The sequence below is a fragment of the Cobetia sp. Ld8 genome, from assembly GCF_045066615.1.
Taxonomy (GTDB): domain Bacteria; phylum Pseudomonadota; class Gammaproteobacteria; order Pseudomonadales; family Halomonadaceae; genus Cobetia; species Cobetia amphilecti.
Genome location: NZ_JBISHF010000009.1, coordinates 302000 through 319598, shown reverse-complemented (window position 1 = coordinate 319598; position 17599 = coordinate 302000). Strand labels below are relative to the sequence as shown.

Here is a 17599-nt window from a genome sequence, read left to right as displayed (position 1 = left end):
TTCAGGCGAAGCAGGATCAACAGGGGCGGCAGTCGTCATGAGAACATCCAGTGAGGGCCGGCGAAGCCAGCAGCGAAGGCAGACAGCCACGAGTATGGCGTACCAGGCGGTAGCGACCGGCGCGCGGAGAACCGCCGGCGTGGCACATCCCGTTTTAGAACACTCGTTTGATGACGTCAAAGAAAGTCGCCTGCGCCGCTGCCGTACGCCGCAATGCAAAAAGCCCCCGCACCGTGAGGTACGAGGGCTTTTCGAGTGTCGACCGGCGATGGCGCCGGTGACGGGAATTCGTTGGCGCGCCCAGCAGGATTTGAACCTGCGACCCCTGCCTTCGGAGGGCAGTACTCTATCCAGCTGAGCTATGGGCGCGCATGCCAAGGTTGCAGTGAACCGAGGCGCGCTTATGGTAACGTCTTGATTCTACGATGTCGAGATATCCCGCCAGCCACGCGGTTGCTGCGCCTCCGGCGAGCGCTATACTGGCTCGATACACAGCCCCAAAAGGTGCACGCCATGCAAGCTCGCCGGCCAGCCGCTTTTCTCCTCAAGCGCTCTTCCCTGTCACTCTCATTGAGCGCGATGCTGTTCAGCGTGCTTGTCAGCGCGTCCACACAGGCCGCAGACAACTCCCGCGAGGCGATTGCCGAGCGACTCAAGCCGGTGGGCGAGCTATGCGTGAAGGGCGATGCCTGCGCCGGTGATGGCTCGGCAGCGAGTTCTCAGCCGGCGGACAGCGGCGATGGTGGGCAAGCCAGTGCCGCCAGCGCGATAGACGGCGAGAAGGTCTACGGTGGCATCTGCATGGCCTGTCACACGACTGGCGCCGCAGGTGCCCCGCGCCTGGGCGAGGCCGGCGACTGGGAAGGCCGTCTCTCCAAGGGCGACGAGACGCTCTACACCCACGCCATCGAAGGCTTCAATGCCATGCCGGCCAAGGGCGGCAACCCGGCGCTTTCCGATGAGGAAGTGAAGGCCGCGGTGGATTACCTGCTCGACTCCGTGCGCTGAGTCTCAGCGCACAGTACCCGACAGTAGACATCAGCCCAGCAGCGAACGCAGGCCCGCGATGGCATCCCGCCCGCGGGCCACTTTCTTCTCCTGATCCTGCGGCTTGTCGGCCCGCCCTTCCCACTCGAGGTCTTCCGGCGGCAGCTCATCCAGGAAGCGGCTTGGCACGCAGTCCATCATCTCGCCGTAGGTCTTGCGCTGGCGCGCCAGCGTCAGCACCAATGTACGGCGGGCACGAGTGATGCCCACGTAGGCGAGGCGGCGCTCCTCCTCCACTGTTTCCATCTCGATGGAGTTGCGGTGCGGCAGCAGGTCTTCCTCCAGCCCCAGCACGTAGACATGAGGAAACTCCAGGCCCTTGGAGGCATGCAGCGTCAGCAGCTGCACGCGGTCGGAGTCATCTTCCTCGGCCTGCTGCTCGAGAATGTCGCGCAGCACCAGGCGTGAAATGGCCGCCGCGACATCGCCGGTCTCGGTATCGCCGATCATCGCCTCGCTACCTTCCAGCTCCTCCACCTCTTCCTGCGGATTGCCGCTGATCGACTTCTCGAGCTGATCGACCAGGATCCAGACGTTGGCCATGCGCCGCTCGGCGATCTTGGGCGCACTGGCGTTCTGATACAGCCAGCCTTCGTAATCCACCTCGCGGAACAGCTCGCGGATCGCGCTGATCGACTGGCCAGCGTCCATCTCGCGGCGCACGCGGTCCAGCGTATGGGTGAAGCGGCCGAGGCGGTCCAGCGCACGCTCGCTCAGCTGCTCGCGCAGGCCCATCTCGCTGCAGGCGGCGTAGAGCGACACGCCACGGCCGGTGGCGTAGTTGGCCAGCTTCTCCAGCGTGCCCGGCCCGACTTCACGCCGCGGCACGTTGACGATACGCAGGAAGGCGTTGTCGTCCGCCGGATTGATCAACAGACGCAGGTAGGCCATCGCGTCCTTGATCTCGTTGCGCCCGAAGAAGGAGGTGCCGCCAGAGAGCTTGTAGGGAATCTGGTAGTGCTGCAGCTTCAGCTCCAGCAGGCGCGCCTGGAAGTTGCCGCGATAGAGCACCGCGAAGTCACGCCATTCGGCGCCTTCCTTGATGCGCCGCGTGAGGATCTCGCCCGCCACGCGCTCGGCCTCGGCCTCTTCGTTGCGATTCATGATGATGCGGATCGGGTCGCCATCGCCCATCTGCGACCACAGCGTCTTGTCGTAGACGTGGGGATTGTTGGCGATCAGGGTGTTCGCCGCGCGCAGGATGATGCCGGTGGAGCGATAGTTCTGCTCCAGCTTGATCAGGTTCAGGCGCGGGAAGTCCTCACCGAGGGTGACGAGGTTCTCGGGGCGTGCGCCACGCCAGGCGTAGATCGACTGGTCATCATCGCCCACCACCGTGAAGGTCTGGCGCTCCTGCATCAGCATCTTCACCAGCAGGTACTGGCTGATGTTGGTGTCCTGATACTCATCGACCAGCATGTAGTGGATGCGCCGCTGCCAGCGCGCCAGCACCTCGGGGTGATCACGGAACAGCACCACCGGCAGCAGGATCAGATCATCGAAGTCGACCGCGTTGTAGGCCTTGAGATGCCGGTTGTAGGCCTCGTAGATCACCGCGGCGTACTGGGCGTCTTCGTCCTCGGCATGCGACAGCGCCGCCCCGGGCAGGATCAGGTCATTCTTCCAGGTGGAAATCTGGCTCTGCACCGCGTTGATCTGCTCGGCGTCGGTGTCGGCTTCCTTGTGCATCAGCTCCTTGATCAACACCTTGGCATCATCGGTATCGAACAGCGAGAAGCCCGGCTTGTAGCCCAGTGTCTTCAGCTCGCCGCGGATGATGGTCAGGCCGAGGGTGTGGAAGGTCGAGACGATCAGCCCGTGGCCCTCGCGACCCTTGAGCATCTTGCCGACACGCTCCTTCATCTCGCGCGCCGCCTTGTTGGTGAAGGTCACGGCGGCGATGTTGCGTGCCTTCATGCCGCATTCCTGCACCAGATAGGCGATCTTGGTCGTGATCACGCTGGTCTTGCCTGATCCGGCACCGGCCAGCACCAGACAGGGGCCATCGATGGCGCGCACGGCTTCCTGCTGGCGGGGGTTGAGCTTGGCGAGGCGATCACGGATCTCGGTCATCACGGTGTCCTGCTGGGCGAAGAAAGGGAGCGGAAATGCATCTCACGCGGGCGATGGTCGGTCAATCGAGGGCTGGCCGATCAATCGAGGGCTAGCCGATCAGTCGAGCGTTATGGCGCCGGCGAAATCGAGCTGACGCCAGCTTTCATAGACGACCACGGCGACGGCATTCGACAGGTTCATGCTGCGGCTGTCGGCCAGCATCGGCAGGCGCAACACCTGCTCGCGGGGCAGGCTGTCGAGCATCGCCTGTGGCAGACCGCGTGTCTCGGGGCCGAACACCAGCGCATCACCGGCCTGGAAGCTGGCCTCGTGCGGCGCGGTGCGCCCACGCGTCGAGAGCGCGAAGACCCGCGAAGGTTTCACGCTCGCCACGAAGTCATCGAGACTGGCATGGCGCTGCACACGTGCCCACTCATGATAATCGAGACCGGCACGGCGCAGGCGCTTGTCGTCCAGCTCGAACCCCAACGGCTCGATCAGATGCAGGCGGTAACCGGTATTGGCACACAGCCGGATGATGTTGCCGGTATTGGGCGGAATCTCGGGCTGATAGAGCACGATATCGAGCATGAGCAGACTCGCGGCAGAAGGCGAAAACAGGGGGCTGGCCGGCGATGCTCACCTGGCCATGACAACGCAAAGCGGGCCCCGAAGGGCCCGCCATCTTACCGCAATGCGTGACTCACGCGGAGCACGCGTTGCCGAGAACCCGCCTCAGAACTGCAGACGCATGCCGACCAGCGGGCCGGAATCCAGCGTGCGTTCGTCACGGTTCTCGAAGTCGGCCTTCACCTTGCGGTAGCCGACATAGCCTTCGACGTTGTCGATGACCTGATACCGTGCGCGCAGGCCGTATTCGTAGCTGTGCTCGAGGTCGTTGCTGGTCGCGACGTCCGGGGTCACGTAGCCGTAGCCACCCAGCGAGACACGCGGTGCGCCCGGCAGGTAGTAGTAGCCGTAGCCGCCGAGGCCCAGACCGCCGCCGTCACCGTGGTCGGTGTCGTACTGGCTCCAGCGTGCGCCGAGGCCCACGTCGTATTCGCTGGTGCGCTCGGTGCCCAGCAGCTGGACGTGACCGGCCGTGACGTCGTCGTGGTCATCGCTGGACAGGATACCGCCGCCGAGCTGGACGCCATTGCCGATCTCGCCATTGATTTCGCCCTGAACGGCTTCACTATTCAGGTTGAGGTCAGCGTTGCCGGCCATGGCCGGGGCGGACAGACTGGCAGCGAGGATGGCTGCCGAAAGGCCGAGAATGTTACGGTGAGCTGTCATGTATGCACCTCTGTACGTGACTGGGAAGGTAATGCTGCGCGGGTCATGAACGCTCTCAGGCGCCCTGGAGACCGTATTGCGCACGGTAGTCGCGAATCGCGACCGCATGCCCAGACAGTTCCTGCTGTGCGTATTGTTCCAGATATTCGAGCACCTGGTCGAGCGTCACGATACTGACCACGGGCATGGAGAAACGTGCCTCCACTTCCTGAATGGCGCTGTTCGCCTTCAGGCCTCCCTGACCATCGGGAGCGCGCTCCTGACGGTCCAGTGCGATCACGACGCCCGCCGCCTTGGCACTCTCGGCGTGGATGATCTCCATCACTTCGCCGATGGCGGTGCCGGCGGTGATGACATCGTCGATGATCATCACGCGGCCTTCGAGGGGCGCGCCGACCAACGAGCCCCCTTCACCGTGGGTCTTGGCTTCCTTGCGATTGAAGGTGAACGGCATGTCACGATCATGATGATCAGCCAGCGCCACGGCCGTCACGGCACCCAGCGGGATACCCTTGTACGCCGGGCCGAACAGCACATCGGCCTCCAGGCCTGATTCGACGATGGCACGCGCATAGAAGCGTCCCAGACGTGCCAGGGCCTGTCCGGAGCGGAATAGACCAGCATTGAAGAAGTAGGGGCTCACCCGCCCGGACTTGAGCGTAAACTCGCCAAACCGCAGCACGTCCTGCTCGATGGCAAACTCAATGAACTCCCGCTGGTAGTCCTGCATCCGATATCACCTTTGAATTCGTTAGCCATTTACCAAATCGTCTAAAGCTCGGGTATCATACAGGCGCGACGAACCAGGGACCACGTATGAAAATCGCTACAGTTAACGTCAATGGTATTCGAGAAGCGGTCAGCCGCGGCTTCCTCGACTGGCTTGCCAGTCAGGACGCCGACGTCGTCTGCATCCAGAACCTCAAGGCCAAGAGCTTCGAGCTCGACGACAGCATCCTCTACCCGGAAGGGTACGAAGGCTACTTCCTGGACGCCGAAAAAGACGGCTTCTCAGGGGTTGGCCTCTATTGCCGCCAGATTCCCAAGGCCATCATGTATGGACTGGGCTTCGAGCAGTGCGATAACGAAGGCCGCTACCTGCAGGCCGATTACGACCGCTTCAGCATCTGCTCTTTCCTGATGCCTGACGGAAGTGATCCGGCTGCCAAGGGCGCCTTCATGGAGCAGTATCAGGAATACCTCAGCAAGCTGCGCCGCAAGCGTCGTGATTACATGATCTGCGGCACCTGGCATGTGGCCCACAAGACTGTCGACCTCGCCAACTGGTCCGACAATCAGATGACGCCGGGCTTCAAGCCGGAAGAACGCGCATGGATGGATCAGGTCTTCGGCCCGATCGGCTTCATCGACGCCTTCCGCGAAGTCAATCGCGATGCCGACCAGTACTCCTGGTGGCCAGCGCTGGACAGTGACCAGCCGCGCGCCCGTCAGGAAGGCTGGCGCCTCGACTATCAGGTCATCGACCCGAACCTGCGTCGTCATATCAAGGACGCCTGGATCGACACCGATGCCACCTTCAGCGAGTTCGCACCGGTCATCGTCGAGTACGACCTCGAGCTGTGATGCACGCTGTCACCCCTTGAGCGTTCGGCCTCGGGCCACCCTGCCAGTCGCATGATGTGCCTTCGGGCACTGACGAAAACGCCCCCATCGCGCAAGCGGTGGGGGCGTTTTCTGTCTGGCATCAAGCGCTCATGACGCAGCGCTCATGACATGGCACTCATGGCATAGCGGCCGTGCCGCAGGGCTCAGGCGTCGGCCGGCATGCCGAGTGCGGCGCGCTGCGCGGCGAACAGCTGCTCACCGGTACGCTCGGCGAGATCCAGCAGGGCATTGAGCTCGGCGCGATCGAAGGCCGCGCCTTCGGCCGTGCCCTGCACCTCGATCAGCCCCTTGCCTTCGGCCATCACGACATTCATGTCGGTATCGGCCTTGCTGTCTTCCGGGTAGTCGAGATCGGTGACCGGGACACCCTTGTAGATGCCGACCGACACGGCGCTGACCAGACTCACCAGCGGGTCGGTCTTGATCTTGCGCTCACGCTGCAGGCCCTGCAGCGCATCGACCAGTGCCACACAGCCACCGGTGATCGCCGCGGTACGCGTGCCACCATCGGCCTGGAGTACATCGCAATCGATGGTGATGGTGTATTCGCCCAGTTTCTTGAGATCTACCGCGGCGCGCAGCGCACGGCCGATCAGACGCTGGATCTCCACCGTGCGGCCACCCTGCTTGCCACGCGCCGCCTCACGATCATTACGGGTATGGGTCGCACGCGGCAGCATGCCGTACTCGGCGGTCAGCCAGCCCTTGCCGGAACCACGCAGCCAGCGCGGTACGCCCGCCACGACAGAGGCGGTGCACAGCACGCGGGTCTCCCCGAACTCCACCAGCACCGAACCCTCGGCGTGACGAGTGAACTCACGGGTCAGGCGGATCTCGCGCGGCTGCTCCGGGGTACGGCCACTGGGACGGGTCACGTTGGCTTCGCTCATGGGGATTCCTTGTTGCAGTATTCGGGAGGCCAGAGTCTACACGCCGCAGCCACGGGCGACGACCTTCGCGCCGCGCGGGCCAGACCGGCTCCTGATCACTGGGCGCTCAAGAGCGGCACGCGTACACTTCAGGCTATCAGCGCGGTCGCTCACGCGCCGCCCCTCTTCTGACAGCCAACCGACAAGGAGCACGTCATGGTCCACAGCATGACCGCCTTCAGCCGCCAGACCCATGAAGCCGACTACGGCACCCTGACGCTGGAGCTGCGCTCGGTGAACCAGCGCTATCTCGAACCGCACTTCCGCCTGCCCGACAGCCTGCGCGAACTCGAAAGCGCCTTCCGCGAAGGCCTGCGCAAGCGCCTCAACCGCGGCAAGGTCGAACTCTCGCTGCGCTTTGACGCCGAAGCCGGTGCCGACAGCCTCGCCGTCGATGCCAGACGCCTGGGTGAACTCAGCCGCGTGCTCGCCGAAGTCGGCCAGCACTGCCCGGACGCCCCGCAGCCCTCACGCCTCGCCCTGCTCGACTACCCCGGCGTGCTGGTACGCGAAGGCGCCGATCAAGAGCGCATCAAGGCCGATGCCCTCAGCCTGTTCAAGCGCGCGCTGGACGAGCACATCGAAGGCCGCGCCCGCGAAGGCGAACGCCTCGCCGAGCTGATCAGCGCACGTCTCGATGGCGTCAACACCCACGTCGCCGAAGTCCGCCGCCTGATGCCGGACATCCTCGCCCGTCAGCGCGAGAACCTGCTCGCTCGTCTCGAAGAAGTCCGCGCCACCCTCGACCCGCAACGCCTGGAAGCCGAACTGACCCTGATGGCCCAGAAGGCCGACGTCGACGAAGAGCTCGACCGCCTCGACACCCACGTCGGCGAAGTCCGTCGCCAGCTCACCCAAAAGGGCCCCATCGGCCGCCGCCTCGACTTCCTGATGCAGGAACTCAACCGCGAAGCCAACACCCTCTCCTCCAAGTCCGTCGTCGCCGACACCACCCGCTGCGCCGTCGAGCTCAAGGTGCTGATCGAACAGATGCGCGAGCAGATTCAGAATATCGAGTGATATCCCGCCAAAGGAGTTAGCCGGATGAGCAGACCCGAACCATGGAGTGGTGAAGAAGTCGCAGCGATTGTCGAAACGTACAAGAAGATGCTGGTTGCAGAACTTTGCGGCCAGCATTACGTGAAAACGGACCACAATCGTGAGCTTACCGAGAAATTAAATAATCGCTCAAAGGCTTCTATCGAATTTAAGCACCAAAATATCAGTGCCGTGCTGCGCGATGCCGACTGCCCCTATATCAACGGCTACAAGCCGATGAGTAACTATCAGGGCATGCTGGTCGATGTTGTTGAGCGCCACCTACTGCGTACTGAGCTATTCGATCAGGCAGCACGCAATGCAGCAGACCGGCCGGTCATTGATGCGCCGGCCCCCAAAGATACCTCCATCATTGTCACGCCACCGCAATCCAAGGCACCTCAGACCAGCGTGCAAGAAGCCAAGCAGGGTTACGCGACGCCCACGCCGGTTAAGCGCGACTACCTGGCGCGAGAAGCCCGCAACCATGCACTGGGGAGTGCCGGCGAACGCTTTGTGGTGGCCTTTGAGAAGATGCGCCTCAGAAAAGAAGGCCACACATCGCTGGCCGAGAAGGTCGAGCATGTGGCGGAAACCCAGGGCGATGGCTTGGGCTATGACGTCCTGTCCTTTGATGCGAATGGACGAGAGCGTTGGATCGAGGTGAAGACGACGGCATTTGCCAAAGAGTGCGCTTTTTTCATCACGCCAAATGAACTCAAGTGCTCGCAAGCCAATCCTGAGCACTACCATCTTTTCCGCATCTTTAGCTTCTTAACCCAGCCCAACATGTACTGCTTGAGGGGCGACCTCTACCCGCAATTGACGCTCAATCCGCAAAGCTATCGCGCGCACCTGCTGTGAATATCTGGCACCCGTCCCTCAGCAATTGAAACTCTGCCCGACAGGCGCCATCTTGTTTCCACCCCTCGACTGAGGGCTTTTCCGCTCAAGGAGCCAGGCATGTCTATCGAACAAGTGCTGTACCGTGCAGAAGCCACTACCACTGGGGGTCGTGAGGGCAAGTCGCGTTCTTCCGATGGGGCGCTGGATGTCACCCTGAGCACGCCGAAGGAGTTGGGCGGTGGTGGCGGTGAAGGTACCAACCCGGAGCAGCTGTTCGCGGCGGGTTACTCTGCCTGCTTCATCGGTGCCATGAAGCACGTGGCCAGCACTGACGGCGTGACGCTGCCAGAAGGCCTGGAGATCACCGGCAAGGTGGGCATCGGCCAGATTCCGGCCGGTTTCGGTATCGAGGTGGCGCTGGATATCAGCCTGCCGGGCATGGACAAGGCCGAAGCGGATGCGCTGGTCGAGAAGGCGCATCAGGTGTGCCCGTACTCCAACGCGACGCGTGGCAACATCGATGTGACGCTGAACGTCAGCGTCTGATGACTGACGACTGATCGCCAGACACGAAAACGCCGCCCCTCGGGGCGGCGTTTTTGATGGTGCGAGACGCTCGTTGCTTGCAAGCGTGTGAGTCGATCAGACGCCCTGCTCGCGCGCCATGCGGCGGGCAATCAGCGGAGCGTTCCACAGGCTGGGCAGCAGAATCAGCGACACCGGCACGGCGGTGACGACGATGAAGGATTGCAGCGCGTTGATGCCGCCATCGCCCATCGAGATCAGCAGCGCCGCGACCACGCCCATCATCAGGCTCCAGAACACGCGCACGCCGCGCGGCGGATTGTCGTGGCCGCTCATCACCATCGAGACCGCGTAGGTCATCGAGTCACCGGTGGTGGCGACGAACAGCGTGGTGAGCACCAGGAACAGCACCGAGATGGTGAAGCCGAACGGCAGTTGCTGGGTGATGGCGATCAGCGCTGCCGGCAGATTGAAGCCGGTGAACGGGCCGGAGACGCTGCCCGGGTTGCTCAGCTCGAAGGCCAGACCGCTGCCACCGATGATGGTGAACCACAGGCAGGTGACCAGTGGCGAGATGACCGCGATCAACAGCACCATCTGACGCAGGGTGCGGCCACGCGAGATACGCGCGACGAACATCGCCATCAGCGGGCCATAGCCGATGAACCAGCCCCAGAAGAACAGCGTCCAGCCATTCAGCCAGCCATCGTCACCCCGGAAGGAAGACATGGCGACGAAGTCACCGACGTAGCGCACCAGGCCCTGCGGGAAGGCTTCGAGCAGGAAGCCGGTCGGGCCCATGATCAGGATGAACAGCAGCAGCGCGCCGCCGAGCAGGACGTTGGTGCTGCTCAGGAACTGGATGCCACGGGTCACGCCGCTGACAGCGGACAGGGTGTAGATGACGGTCAGCACGAGCAGCAGCGTGAGCTGGGTTGCGTAGGTGTCGGGAATGCCGAACAGCGCATTGAGGCCATAGCTGACCTGCAGACCGAGAAAGCCGATGGGGCCGACGGTACCGGCCACCACTGCCAGCACGCAGCAGGCATCGACCAGCGCACCGATGGGGCCACGCATGACGCGGTCGCCGAACAGCGGATAGAGCAGCGTGCGCGGCTTGAGCGGCAGGCCCTTCTCGTAGTGCAGGTACATGAAGATGATGCCGGTCAGGCTGCCGAGCATCGCCCAGGCCAGAAAGCCCCAGTGCATGAAGCTCTGCGCCAGCGCGTTGTAGGCGGCATCGGCGTTGCCTGTCGGGGCGTCCGCGCCGAACACCGGCGGCGGCGAGGTGAAGTGAGCGATCGGCTCTGCCGCTGCCCAGAAGACACCACCACCCGCCAGCAACGTGCACAGGATGATGGCCATCCAGCGCAGCGTCGAGATATCCGGCGCCGCCAGCCCGCCCATGCGCACCCGTCCGGTACGGCCGATGGTCAGCACGATGGCGATGACGAAGGTCGCCAGCATCAACGCTTGCCAGTAGGCACCGAAGTATTGGGTCGAGACACCGAAGGCACTCTGGATGAGCGCGGAGACAGCGTCGAGATCCACCAGTGCGGCGATGGCAAACACTGCCAATACGCCACCACTGATGATGAAGACGGGCCAGTCGATACCTTGCGGGGTGTGGGCGGGTTCAGCGGGGGGATTTACCGGTGTGGCGGAGCCGGACGAAACAGTCCGGGAAGAATCCGTCATTAGTCAGCCTCTGGGCATGATCTGAGTGACGGTGCAGTGTATCAGCCGTAAAACGCTGAACTATGACACAAGCCGTTGTTTTTACACCTATGTAACGCGACGTATCACCAAGCCTACAGCCGTTTTACATCCGGGCATCGGTGATAACAACTCATGACCTCCCTCGGCTGCCATCTTGCGGCCATGCCAGGCTGATCCGTGCATGACGACATGCAAAGGCCGCCCGAGTGGGCGGCCTTTTTCACATCAGCCAGTTACAACCCTTGCTCACGCGCCATCTGCCGCGCGATACGTGGGGCATTCCACAGACTGGGCAACAGCACCAGCGAGACAGGCACCGCGGTCACCACGATGAAGGATTGCAGCGCATTGATGCCGCCATTGCCCATCGAGATCAGGATCGCCGCCACGACCCCCATGATGAGGCTCCAGAACACACGCACGCTGCGTGGCGGGTTGTCGTGACCGCTCATCACCATCGAGATGGCGTAGGTCATCGAATCCCCGGTCGTGGCCACGAACAGCGCCGACAGAATCAGGAACAGCACCGACATGATGAAGCCGAACGGCAGCTGCTGAGTGATGGCGATCAAGGCCGCCGACAGATTGAAGCCGCTGAACGGGCCGGAGACGCTGCCGGGGTTTTCCAGCTCGAAGGCCAGGCCGCTGCCGCCGAGAATGGTGAACCAGACACAGGTCGCGAGCGGCGACAGGATGGTGATCAACAGCACCATCTGACGCAGGGTGCGCCCCCGCGAGATACGCGCGACCAGCATCGCCATCAGCGGGCCGAAGCCGATGAACCAGCCCCAGAAGAACAGCGTCCAGCTATCCAGCCAGCCGCTGTCGCCGCGGAAGACCGCCATCGGCACGATATTGTCCAGGTAGTCGACCATGCCCAGCGGGAAGGCCTTGAGCAGGAATTCGGTCGGCCCGAAGAGCACGATGAAGAACAGCATCGCGCCGCCGATCAGCACGTTGGCACTGCTCAGGAACTGGATGCCGCGCATCACGCCACTGACGGCGGACAGGGTGTAGACGAGGGTCAGGATGGCCAGCAGCACCAATTGCGTCGCGTAGGTATCGGGAATGCCGAACAGCGCATTGAGCCCGTAACTGACCTGGATACCGAGGAACCCGACCGGCCCCACGGTGCCCGCGATGACGGCCAGTACGCAGCAGGCATCGACCAGCGCGCCGATCGGCCCACGCATCACGCTTTCTCCGAGCAACGGATAGAGCAAGGTGCGCGGCTTGAGCGGCAAGCCCTTCTCATAGTGCAGGTGCATGAAGACGACACCCGTCAGGCTGCCCAGCACCGCCCAGCCGAGAAAGCCCCAGTGCATGAAGCTCTGCGCCAGCGCATTGTAGGCCGCATCGAGATTGCCGACCGGTGCCTCCGGCCCGAAGACGGGCGGCGGCGAGGCGAAGTGCGCGATGGGCTCTGCGGCGGCCCAGAACACGCCACCACCGGCCAGCAGGGTGCACAGAATGGTCGCCATCCAGCGCGGCGTGGAGATGTCAGGCGTCGACAATCCGCCCAAGACCACGCGCCCTGTGCGCCCGAAGGTCATGCCGACGGCGACGAGGAAGGTCACGATCATCAAGCCCTGCCAATAGGCACCGAAGTAGGTGGTCGAGAAGTCGAAGGCGTGATTGATCAGGGCCGACACGCCGTCCAGGTCGATAAGCGCGGCGGCGACGAACAGCGCCATCACGCCTCCACTGAGGAGGAAGACCGGCCAGTCCAGACTGCGAGAGCTGTTGAGCGCTGTGGGCTCGGAATCAGGAAGTGCTGCGGCTTGATCGGGAGAGGATGTGGTGTGATCAGCAAGAGATGCGGCGTGATCGGAAAGGGGAGCTGCTTGGGTTGCGGAGCCGGACAAGGCAGTCCGGGTGGTATCCGTCATTAGTCAGCCTCGGGGCATGATCTGAGTGACGGGGCAGTCTAACAGGCGAGAAAGCGCCGAATATGACACAAGTGATTGTTTTTACACCCATGTAACGCGACGTATCATCAAGCCAACAGCCTCATTACATGCCTGCCACCCCGTAACCGCCAGCGAGAGGCTCGCCGCGGGAGCGCGCAGCTGCGAGGATGGAGTCACACGGTGACCGCCCTGCCGGTAGCCTTCGATCCACTGCCGCTCGCGGCCCCTGCAACGAACGCAAGCCATGACCTCGCCCCGTCGCCGCGACTTCACCCCCGCGATGAAGCGTCGCAACCAGCATCTGCTCAAGGACGTGACCTGTGCCCAGAGCGCACCGCTCAATGTCGCCTTCATTTTACTGGAGCACTTCTCGATGCCCGCCTTCACCAGCGCCCTCGATGTGCTGGTCACGGCCAATCTGCTCCGCGATATCCCCTTCTATCGCATTCACACCTTCGGGGTGACGGCGGGCAGCGTACGCAGTGATCTGGGCATCGACATCATGGCCAGCGCCGGGCTCGAGTCGCTGGGGCAGGCGCAGATCGACATGATCATCGTGTGTGGCGGCTACCGGGTGCAGCTGGACGAGATTCCCTTGCTGAGCGAGGTCTTGCGGCGAGCCGACCACCAGGGCTGTCGCCTCGGCAGCCTGTGGAATGGCAGCTACTTTCTGGCGGCCGCCGGCGTGATGGCGGGCCATCGCTGCACCATCCATCCCGAGAATGCAGCGCTGTTCAGCGAGTCATTCCCCCAGCTGGAGCTGTCGCGTGCCCCGCTGGTGGTGGAAGCGGCGCGCTTCAGCTGCACCAATGCCGGCAGCGCGCTGAACATGATGCTGGAAGCCATGCGCCAGCGTCACGGCGATGACCTGGCGCGCAGTGTCGAGGAAATCCTCGCCTGCGAGCGCCCCGCGACGCCCAGCCCCTGGCACCCGGACCAGACGCTGCCCGCGCCGGACAGCCAGCACCCGGAGGCACTGCGCACCATCCTCGAGCTGATGAGCAACAACCTCGAGGAGCCTTTGAGCATGAGCGAGATCTCGCACTGCGTGACGCTGTCACGCCGCCAGATCGAGCGCCTGTTCACCCGCCATCTGGATACCACGCCCTCGCGCTACTATCTGGAGCTGCGCCTGACCCGGGCACGCCAGCTGCTGACACAGGGCAACGCCAGCATCACCGAGGTCACCGTGGCCTGTGGCTTCGTCAGCACCACCCACTTCAGCCACTGCTTCCGCGATTACTTCGGCATGTCGCCGACGCGCGCACGTCAGCAGCGCTGACGCTGCCCCGTTGCTGACGTGCCGGCGCCGCTCCACAGACTTTCCGCCACTGAAACGCAAGACGCCGCCCCGAAGGGCGGCGTTCTTTCATTGCGGCTTGTGCTCACGGGGCTTTCTTGCCTCGCTTCAGGCTCACATCAGGCAGAAGCCGTCTGCAGCTCGCGGCGCTCATGACGCTGACCGAGCAGGAAGACGATCAAGCCCGCGATGGCCATCGCCACCCCGACCAGGCCGATAGAGGAATGCGACGGGCCATAGGCGAAGGCCATGCCGCCACACCAGGCGCCCAGCGCATTGGCGATGTTGAAGGCCGCATGATTGAGCGTCGCCGCCATGGTCTGGGCGTCTTCCGCCACATCCATCAGGCGCATCTGCAGCGCCGGTGCCAGCCCGATACCGGTACCGACCAGCCCGACGAACAGGATGCCGCTCCAGACACCATCGGCGGCGAAGTAGAAGCCGCCCTGCACCAGCGCGCTCCAGATCAGCACGGCAGGGATGGTGCGCATCAGGTCGATGTCCGCGGCACGGCTACCGATCAGGTTGCCGATTATGGTGCCTACCCCGAAGACGGCCAGCACCATCGGCACCAGGTTCTGGGACAGCCCGGCCTGGACGTTGAGCGTCTCCACCGCATAGCTGTAGACACTGAACATGCCACCGAAACCAATACAGGCGATGCCGAGGGTATAGAGTACCCGCGGCTTGATCAGCGCAGCCAGCTCGGTGAGCGGGGTCGCGTCCTGATTGCCGGCCTGATAGGGCACGAAGCCACGCACCAGCACCGCCGTGGCCAGCGCCAGCAGGCCGACGACGAGGAAGGCGGAATGCCAACCGAACAGGCTGCCGAACCAGGTCGCCGCTGGCGCCCCGATCAGAATCGCCACCGTCAGGCCCATCATCACGCGACCGACGGCCCGCCCGCGCTCGCCGGCGGGGGCAGCATCCGCCGCCACCAGGGCCGCGACGCCCAGATAGACACCATGCGGCAGGCCGGCGATGAAGCGCAGCGCGGCAAAGCTGGTCAGCGACGGTGCCAGCAGGCTGGCCACGTTGCTGACCGCGAACAGCAGCATCAGGCCGATCAGCAGGCCACGCCGCGGCAGGCGCGCGCCCAGCGCCGATATCAGGGGCGCACCGACCACCACGCCCATCGCATAGGCACTGATGGCGTAGCCGACCTGCTGCGAGGACACATTGAAGTCCGCCGCGATGTTGGGCATCAGGCCCATGATCACGAATTCGGTAGTGCCAATGGCAAAGGCACCGAGCGCCAGCGCCAGTTCGGCGATGCGCGGATGGCGCGCAACGGGGGAGGCAGACATGTCCGGGTCTCCTGAAACTTGAAAAGGGGGTATCACCCGTGGCCGTACTCAGCCGTGGCGCCACTGTCAGGGGCAGACCACGGCTGACATTGCCCGCGCATGGCTGGCGCTACGCAGGGCAAAAGACCGCGCGCCATTCATCATCAGCCGGAAGGCGGGAATGAATGGCGCGCGGGACAGGTAACGGGTAATGCGCTCGTGCGCGGCCTCTCTGGCGGAGGCCTGCGGCACGTCTGCCGCTGCTCTATCGATGTATGCACGCGATTTACGTACGCGGCTTGCGAAGCAAAGTTCACGAACCTCGTCTGGCAAGGCGCGATGGGAATCACGGGAGTGCGCAAGCTCAGGCCAGCGTGGCGAGGCGGCGGCAAACCCTGTGTCCCTTCAAGACCCCAGGCCGGCGCGAGAACTGGCTGACGCGAGAACTGGCCGACGCTTGAGTGATAACTGAAATATACGACCATTGTTGCAGATAACGCCACGCCAACCCAGCCACTTCGCGACGACAACTGTGATGCCCGAGCTGCAACATTGCATCACGGGACTGTCATGCGCGCGTGCAGCGGAAGCGGGGTGGATTATGCGATAATGCCGCGATTCAGCGACAGCAAGCGGATCACTTCCATGTCTTCGACTTCTTCAGCATCTTCCTCGGCGGCCAGCAACGCACGTGGCACGCTCTACATCATTTCCGCGCCGTCCGGCGCCGGCAAGACCACCCTGGTCAAGGCACTGCTGGAGCGCATGGACGGTATCGGCGTGTCCGTCTCGCACACCACCCGCGGCCAGCGCCCGGGCGAGCAGGATGCCGTCAACTACCACTTCGTGGATGTCGATCACTTCAAGACCATGATCGAGCAGGGCGACTTCTTCGAGCACGCCCAGGTCTTCGACAACTTCTATGGCACCTCGCGTCCGGCGGTCGAAGCTCGCCTGAGCAAGGGCGAGGACGTCATCCTCGAGATTGATTGGCAAGGCGCCCAGCAAGTGCGCGCCCAGGTGCCGGAAGCCGTCTCCATCTTCATCCTGCCGCCGTCGCGTGAAGCGCTGCTCGAGCGTCTGTCCGGTCGCGGTACCGATGGCGAGGACGTGATCGCGCGTCGCATGCGCGATGCGGTCAGCGAGATGTCCCACTACGACGAATACGACCTGATCGTCATCAATGATGACTTCGAGCAGGCCCTCGACGAGCTGTGTGGACTCGTCAATGCCCAGCGTGCGCGTCTGCCGCGCGTGCAGCATCGCCACGCGGCACTGCTCGATTCCCTGCTGGCCGACTGATGACGGCGGCGGGAATCCCGCTGCTCGCTCAGACGTTTAGTCAGCCGTTCGGTCAGCAGTGCAGAGAGCCGCTCGGACAGCCTGACAGTCGGGCAGGACTTGCCGGCTTTCGTCCTGATCATGCGCGCTGTGGTCGCGTACGCCGCCGACAGACGCGCCAGGCGAAGGAGTTGATCGCGCCTGACTTGTCATGCAACAACGGCGTCGAGTAGACTCGATTCCCTTTCAGAATCATTGGCCGCTGAGCCGTCTCGCCCCTGGCGGGCCGGCTCAGCGGCATTGTGCTTGCGTCGTGTGCGAGATACTGTCAGATGATCAGGGTAAGTGACCCCTAGCGGTCGCGGCACTCTGCGCTGATTACACGCCGACAGCGAACCCCGAATATCCCGCTATTGATAGGTGCACCGCCATGGCTCGCGTAACCGTAGAAGATTGCCTCGAGAACGTCGACAACCGCTTCCAGCTGGTGATGATCTCCACTCGTCGTGCCCGTCAGCTGTCACGCGGCAGCCGCAACGCCCAACTGCCGTGGGAAAATGACAAGCCCACCGTCCTCGCCCTGCGCGAAGTGGCGGCCGGTCTGGTCGGTCGTGACATCCTGAACGAGCCGGTCGAAGCTCCGATCCAGCGCAAGCCGGTAATGCCGCAGATCGAAGACTGAGCCCACGCTCAACCTGCCGACTGCATGTGTGCTTCCGCACCTCTGCCACTCCCGCCCTC

Annotated in this window: 16 protein-coding genes and 1 tRNA gene; 8 read left to right on the top strand and 9 right to left on the bottom strand. The window is 63.5% G+C overall.

Annotated features, from left to right (window positions below; genetic code table 11):
* Positions 1 to 292: 292 nt before the first annotated feature.
* A tRNA-Arg gene (locus ACJJV2_RS17615) sits at positions 293 to 369 on the bottom strand.
* Between the two features lie 144 nt (positions 370 to 513).
* Here ACJJV2_RS17615 and ACJJV2_RS17610 point away from each other — a divergent pair.
* Positions 514 to 1008, top strand: coding sequence for a c-type cytochrome (locus ACJJV2_RS17610; protein WP_405282401.1), 495 nt, complete (start codon positions 514 to 516; stop codon positions 1006 to 1008).
* 30 nt (positions 1009 to 1038) lie between these two features.
* Here the strand turns inward: ACJJV2_RS17610 and rep are convergent, their stop codons facing one another.
* From rep to pyrE, 4 genes are all read right to left on the bottom strand, one after another.
* The gene (gene rep / locus ACJJV2_RS17605; RefSeq protein ID WP_043331771.1) at positions 1039 to 3120 is read right to left on the bottom strand and encodes a DNA helicase Rep; all 2082 of its coding nucleotides are present in this window, start codon (positions 3118 to 3120) and stop codon (positions 1039 to 1041) included.
* Positions 3121 to 3219: 99 nt separating this feature from the next.
* Complete coding sequence (gene trmL, locus ACJJV2_RS17600) at positions 3220 to 3693, bottom strand: tRNA (uridine(34)/cytosine(34)/5-carboxymethylaminomethyluridine(34)-2'-O)-methyltransferase TrmL (protein ID WP_405282398.1); 474 nt, start codon at positions 3691 to 3693, stop codon at positions 3220 to 3222.
* Between the two features lie 144 nt (positions 3694 to 3837).
* Positions 3838 to 4398: a YfaZ family outer membrane protein gene (locus ACJJV2_RS17595; RefSeq protein ID WP_153636709.1), complete on the bottom strand. Its 561-nt coding sequence runs from the start codon at positions 4396 to 4398 to the stop codon at positions 3838 to 3840.
* Positions 4399 to 4453: 55 nt separating this feature from the next.
* Positions 4454 to 5128: an orotate phosphoribosyltransferase gene (gene pyrE, locus ACJJV2_RS17590; protein ID WP_107335804.1), complete on the bottom strand. Its 675-nt coding sequence runs from the start codon at positions 5126 to 5128 to the stop codon at positions 4454 to 4456.
* Between the two features lie 86 nt (positions 5129 to 5214).
* Here pyrE and ACJJV2_RS17585 point away from each other — a divergent pair, with 86 nt between their 5' ends.
* Positions 5215 to 5982 (top strand): exodeoxyribonuclease III, encoded by a 768-nt coding sequence (locus ACJJV2_RS17585; RefSeq protein WP_043331765.1) that lies wholly within the window; start codon positions 5215 to 5217, stop codon positions 5980 to 5982.
* A gap of 185 nt (positions 5983 to 6167) precedes the next feature.
* Here the strand turns inward: ACJJV2_RS17585 and rph are convergent, their stop codons facing one another.
* Entirely contained in the window at positions 6168 to 6914 is a 747-nt protein-coding gene (gene rph, locus ACJJV2_RS17580; protein ID WP_043331764.1) for a ribonuclease PH, read from the bottom strand.
* Positions 6915 to 7109: 195 nt separating this feature from the next.
* Between rph and ACJJV2_RS17575 the strand changes: the two genes are divergently transcribed.
* The 3 genes from ACJJV2_RS17575 (at position 7110) to ACJJV2_RS17565 (ending at position 9383) form a co-directional block, all read left to right on the top strand.
* Positions 7110 to 7973, top strand: coding sequence for a YicC/YloC family endoribonuclease (locus ACJJV2_RS17575; RefSeq protein WP_405282395.1), 864 nt, complete (start codon positions 7110 to 7112; stop codon positions 7971 to 7973).
* Positions 7974 to 7997: 24 nt separating this feature from the next.
* Positions 7998 to 8855 carry a DUF3883 domain-containing protein gene (locus ACJJV2_RS17570; protein WP_405282393.1) on the top strand — a complete coding sequence of 286 codons (858 nt, stop codon included), beginning with the start codon at positions 7998 to 8000 and terminating at the stop codon, positions 8853 to 8855.
* Positions 8856 to 8954: 99 nt separating this feature from the next.
* A complete protein-coding gene (locus ACJJV2_RS17565; protein ID WP_054556341.1) occupies positions 8955 to 9383 on the top strand; it encodes an organic hydroperoxide resistance protein in 429 nt (142 codons plus the stop codon).
* A gap of 96 nt (positions 9384 to 9479) precedes the next feature.
* Here ACJJV2_RS17565 and ACJJV2_RS17560 read toward each other — a convergent pair whose 3' ends face one another.
* Together ACJJV2_RS17560 and ACJJV2_RS17555 are read right to left on the bottom strand one after the other, a co-directional pair.
* Entirely contained in the window at positions 9480 to 11060 is a 1581-nt protein-coding gene (locus ACJJV2_RS17560) for a BCCT family transporter (RefSeq protein ID WP_153636711.1), read from the bottom strand.
* A gap of 254 nt (positions 11061 to 11314) precedes the next feature.
* Complete coding sequence (locus ACJJV2_RS17555; protein ID WP_405282390.1) at positions 11315 to 12970, bottom strand: BCCT family transporter; 1656 nt, start codon at positions 12968 to 12970, stop codon at positions 11315 to 11317.
* Positions 12971 to 13235: 265 nt separating this feature from the next.
* Here ACJJV2_RS17555 and ACJJV2_RS17550 point away from each other — a divergent pair, with 265 nt between their 5' ends.
* Positions 13236 to 14273, top strand: a complete 1038-nt coding sequence (locus ACJJV2_RS17550) for a GlxA family transcriptional regulator (RefSeq protein WP_043331759.1) — start codon at positions 13236 to 13238, stop codon at positions 14271 to 14273.
* Between the two features lie 137 nt (positions 14274 to 14410).
* On the opposite strand, the gene ACJJV2_RS17545 is transcribed toward ACJJV2_RS17550, so the two are convergent.
* Entirely contained in the window at positions 14411 to 15598 is a 1188-nt protein-coding gene (locus ACJJV2_RS17545; protein WP_043331757.1) for an MFS transporter, read from the bottom strand.
* A gap of 624 nt (positions 15599 to 16222) precedes the next feature.
* Between ACJJV2_RS17545 and gmk the strand changes: the two genes are divergently transcribed.
* Together gmk and rpoZ are read left to right on the top strand one after the other, a co-directional pair.
* Positions 16223 to 16879 (top strand): guanylate kinase, encoded by a 657-nt coding sequence (gene gmk, locus ACJJV2_RS17540; protein WP_052384319.1) that lies wholly within the window; start codon positions 16223 to 16225, stop codon positions 16877 to 16879.
* Positions 16880 to 17288: 409 nt separating this feature from the next.
* Positions 17289 to 17540, top strand: a complete 252-nt coding sequence (gene rpoZ, locus ACJJV2_RS17535; protein WP_043331755.1) for a DNA-directed RNA polymerase subunit omega — start codon at positions 17289 to 17291, stop codon at positions 17538 to 17540.
* Positions 17541 to 17599 lie beyond the last annotated feature (59 nt).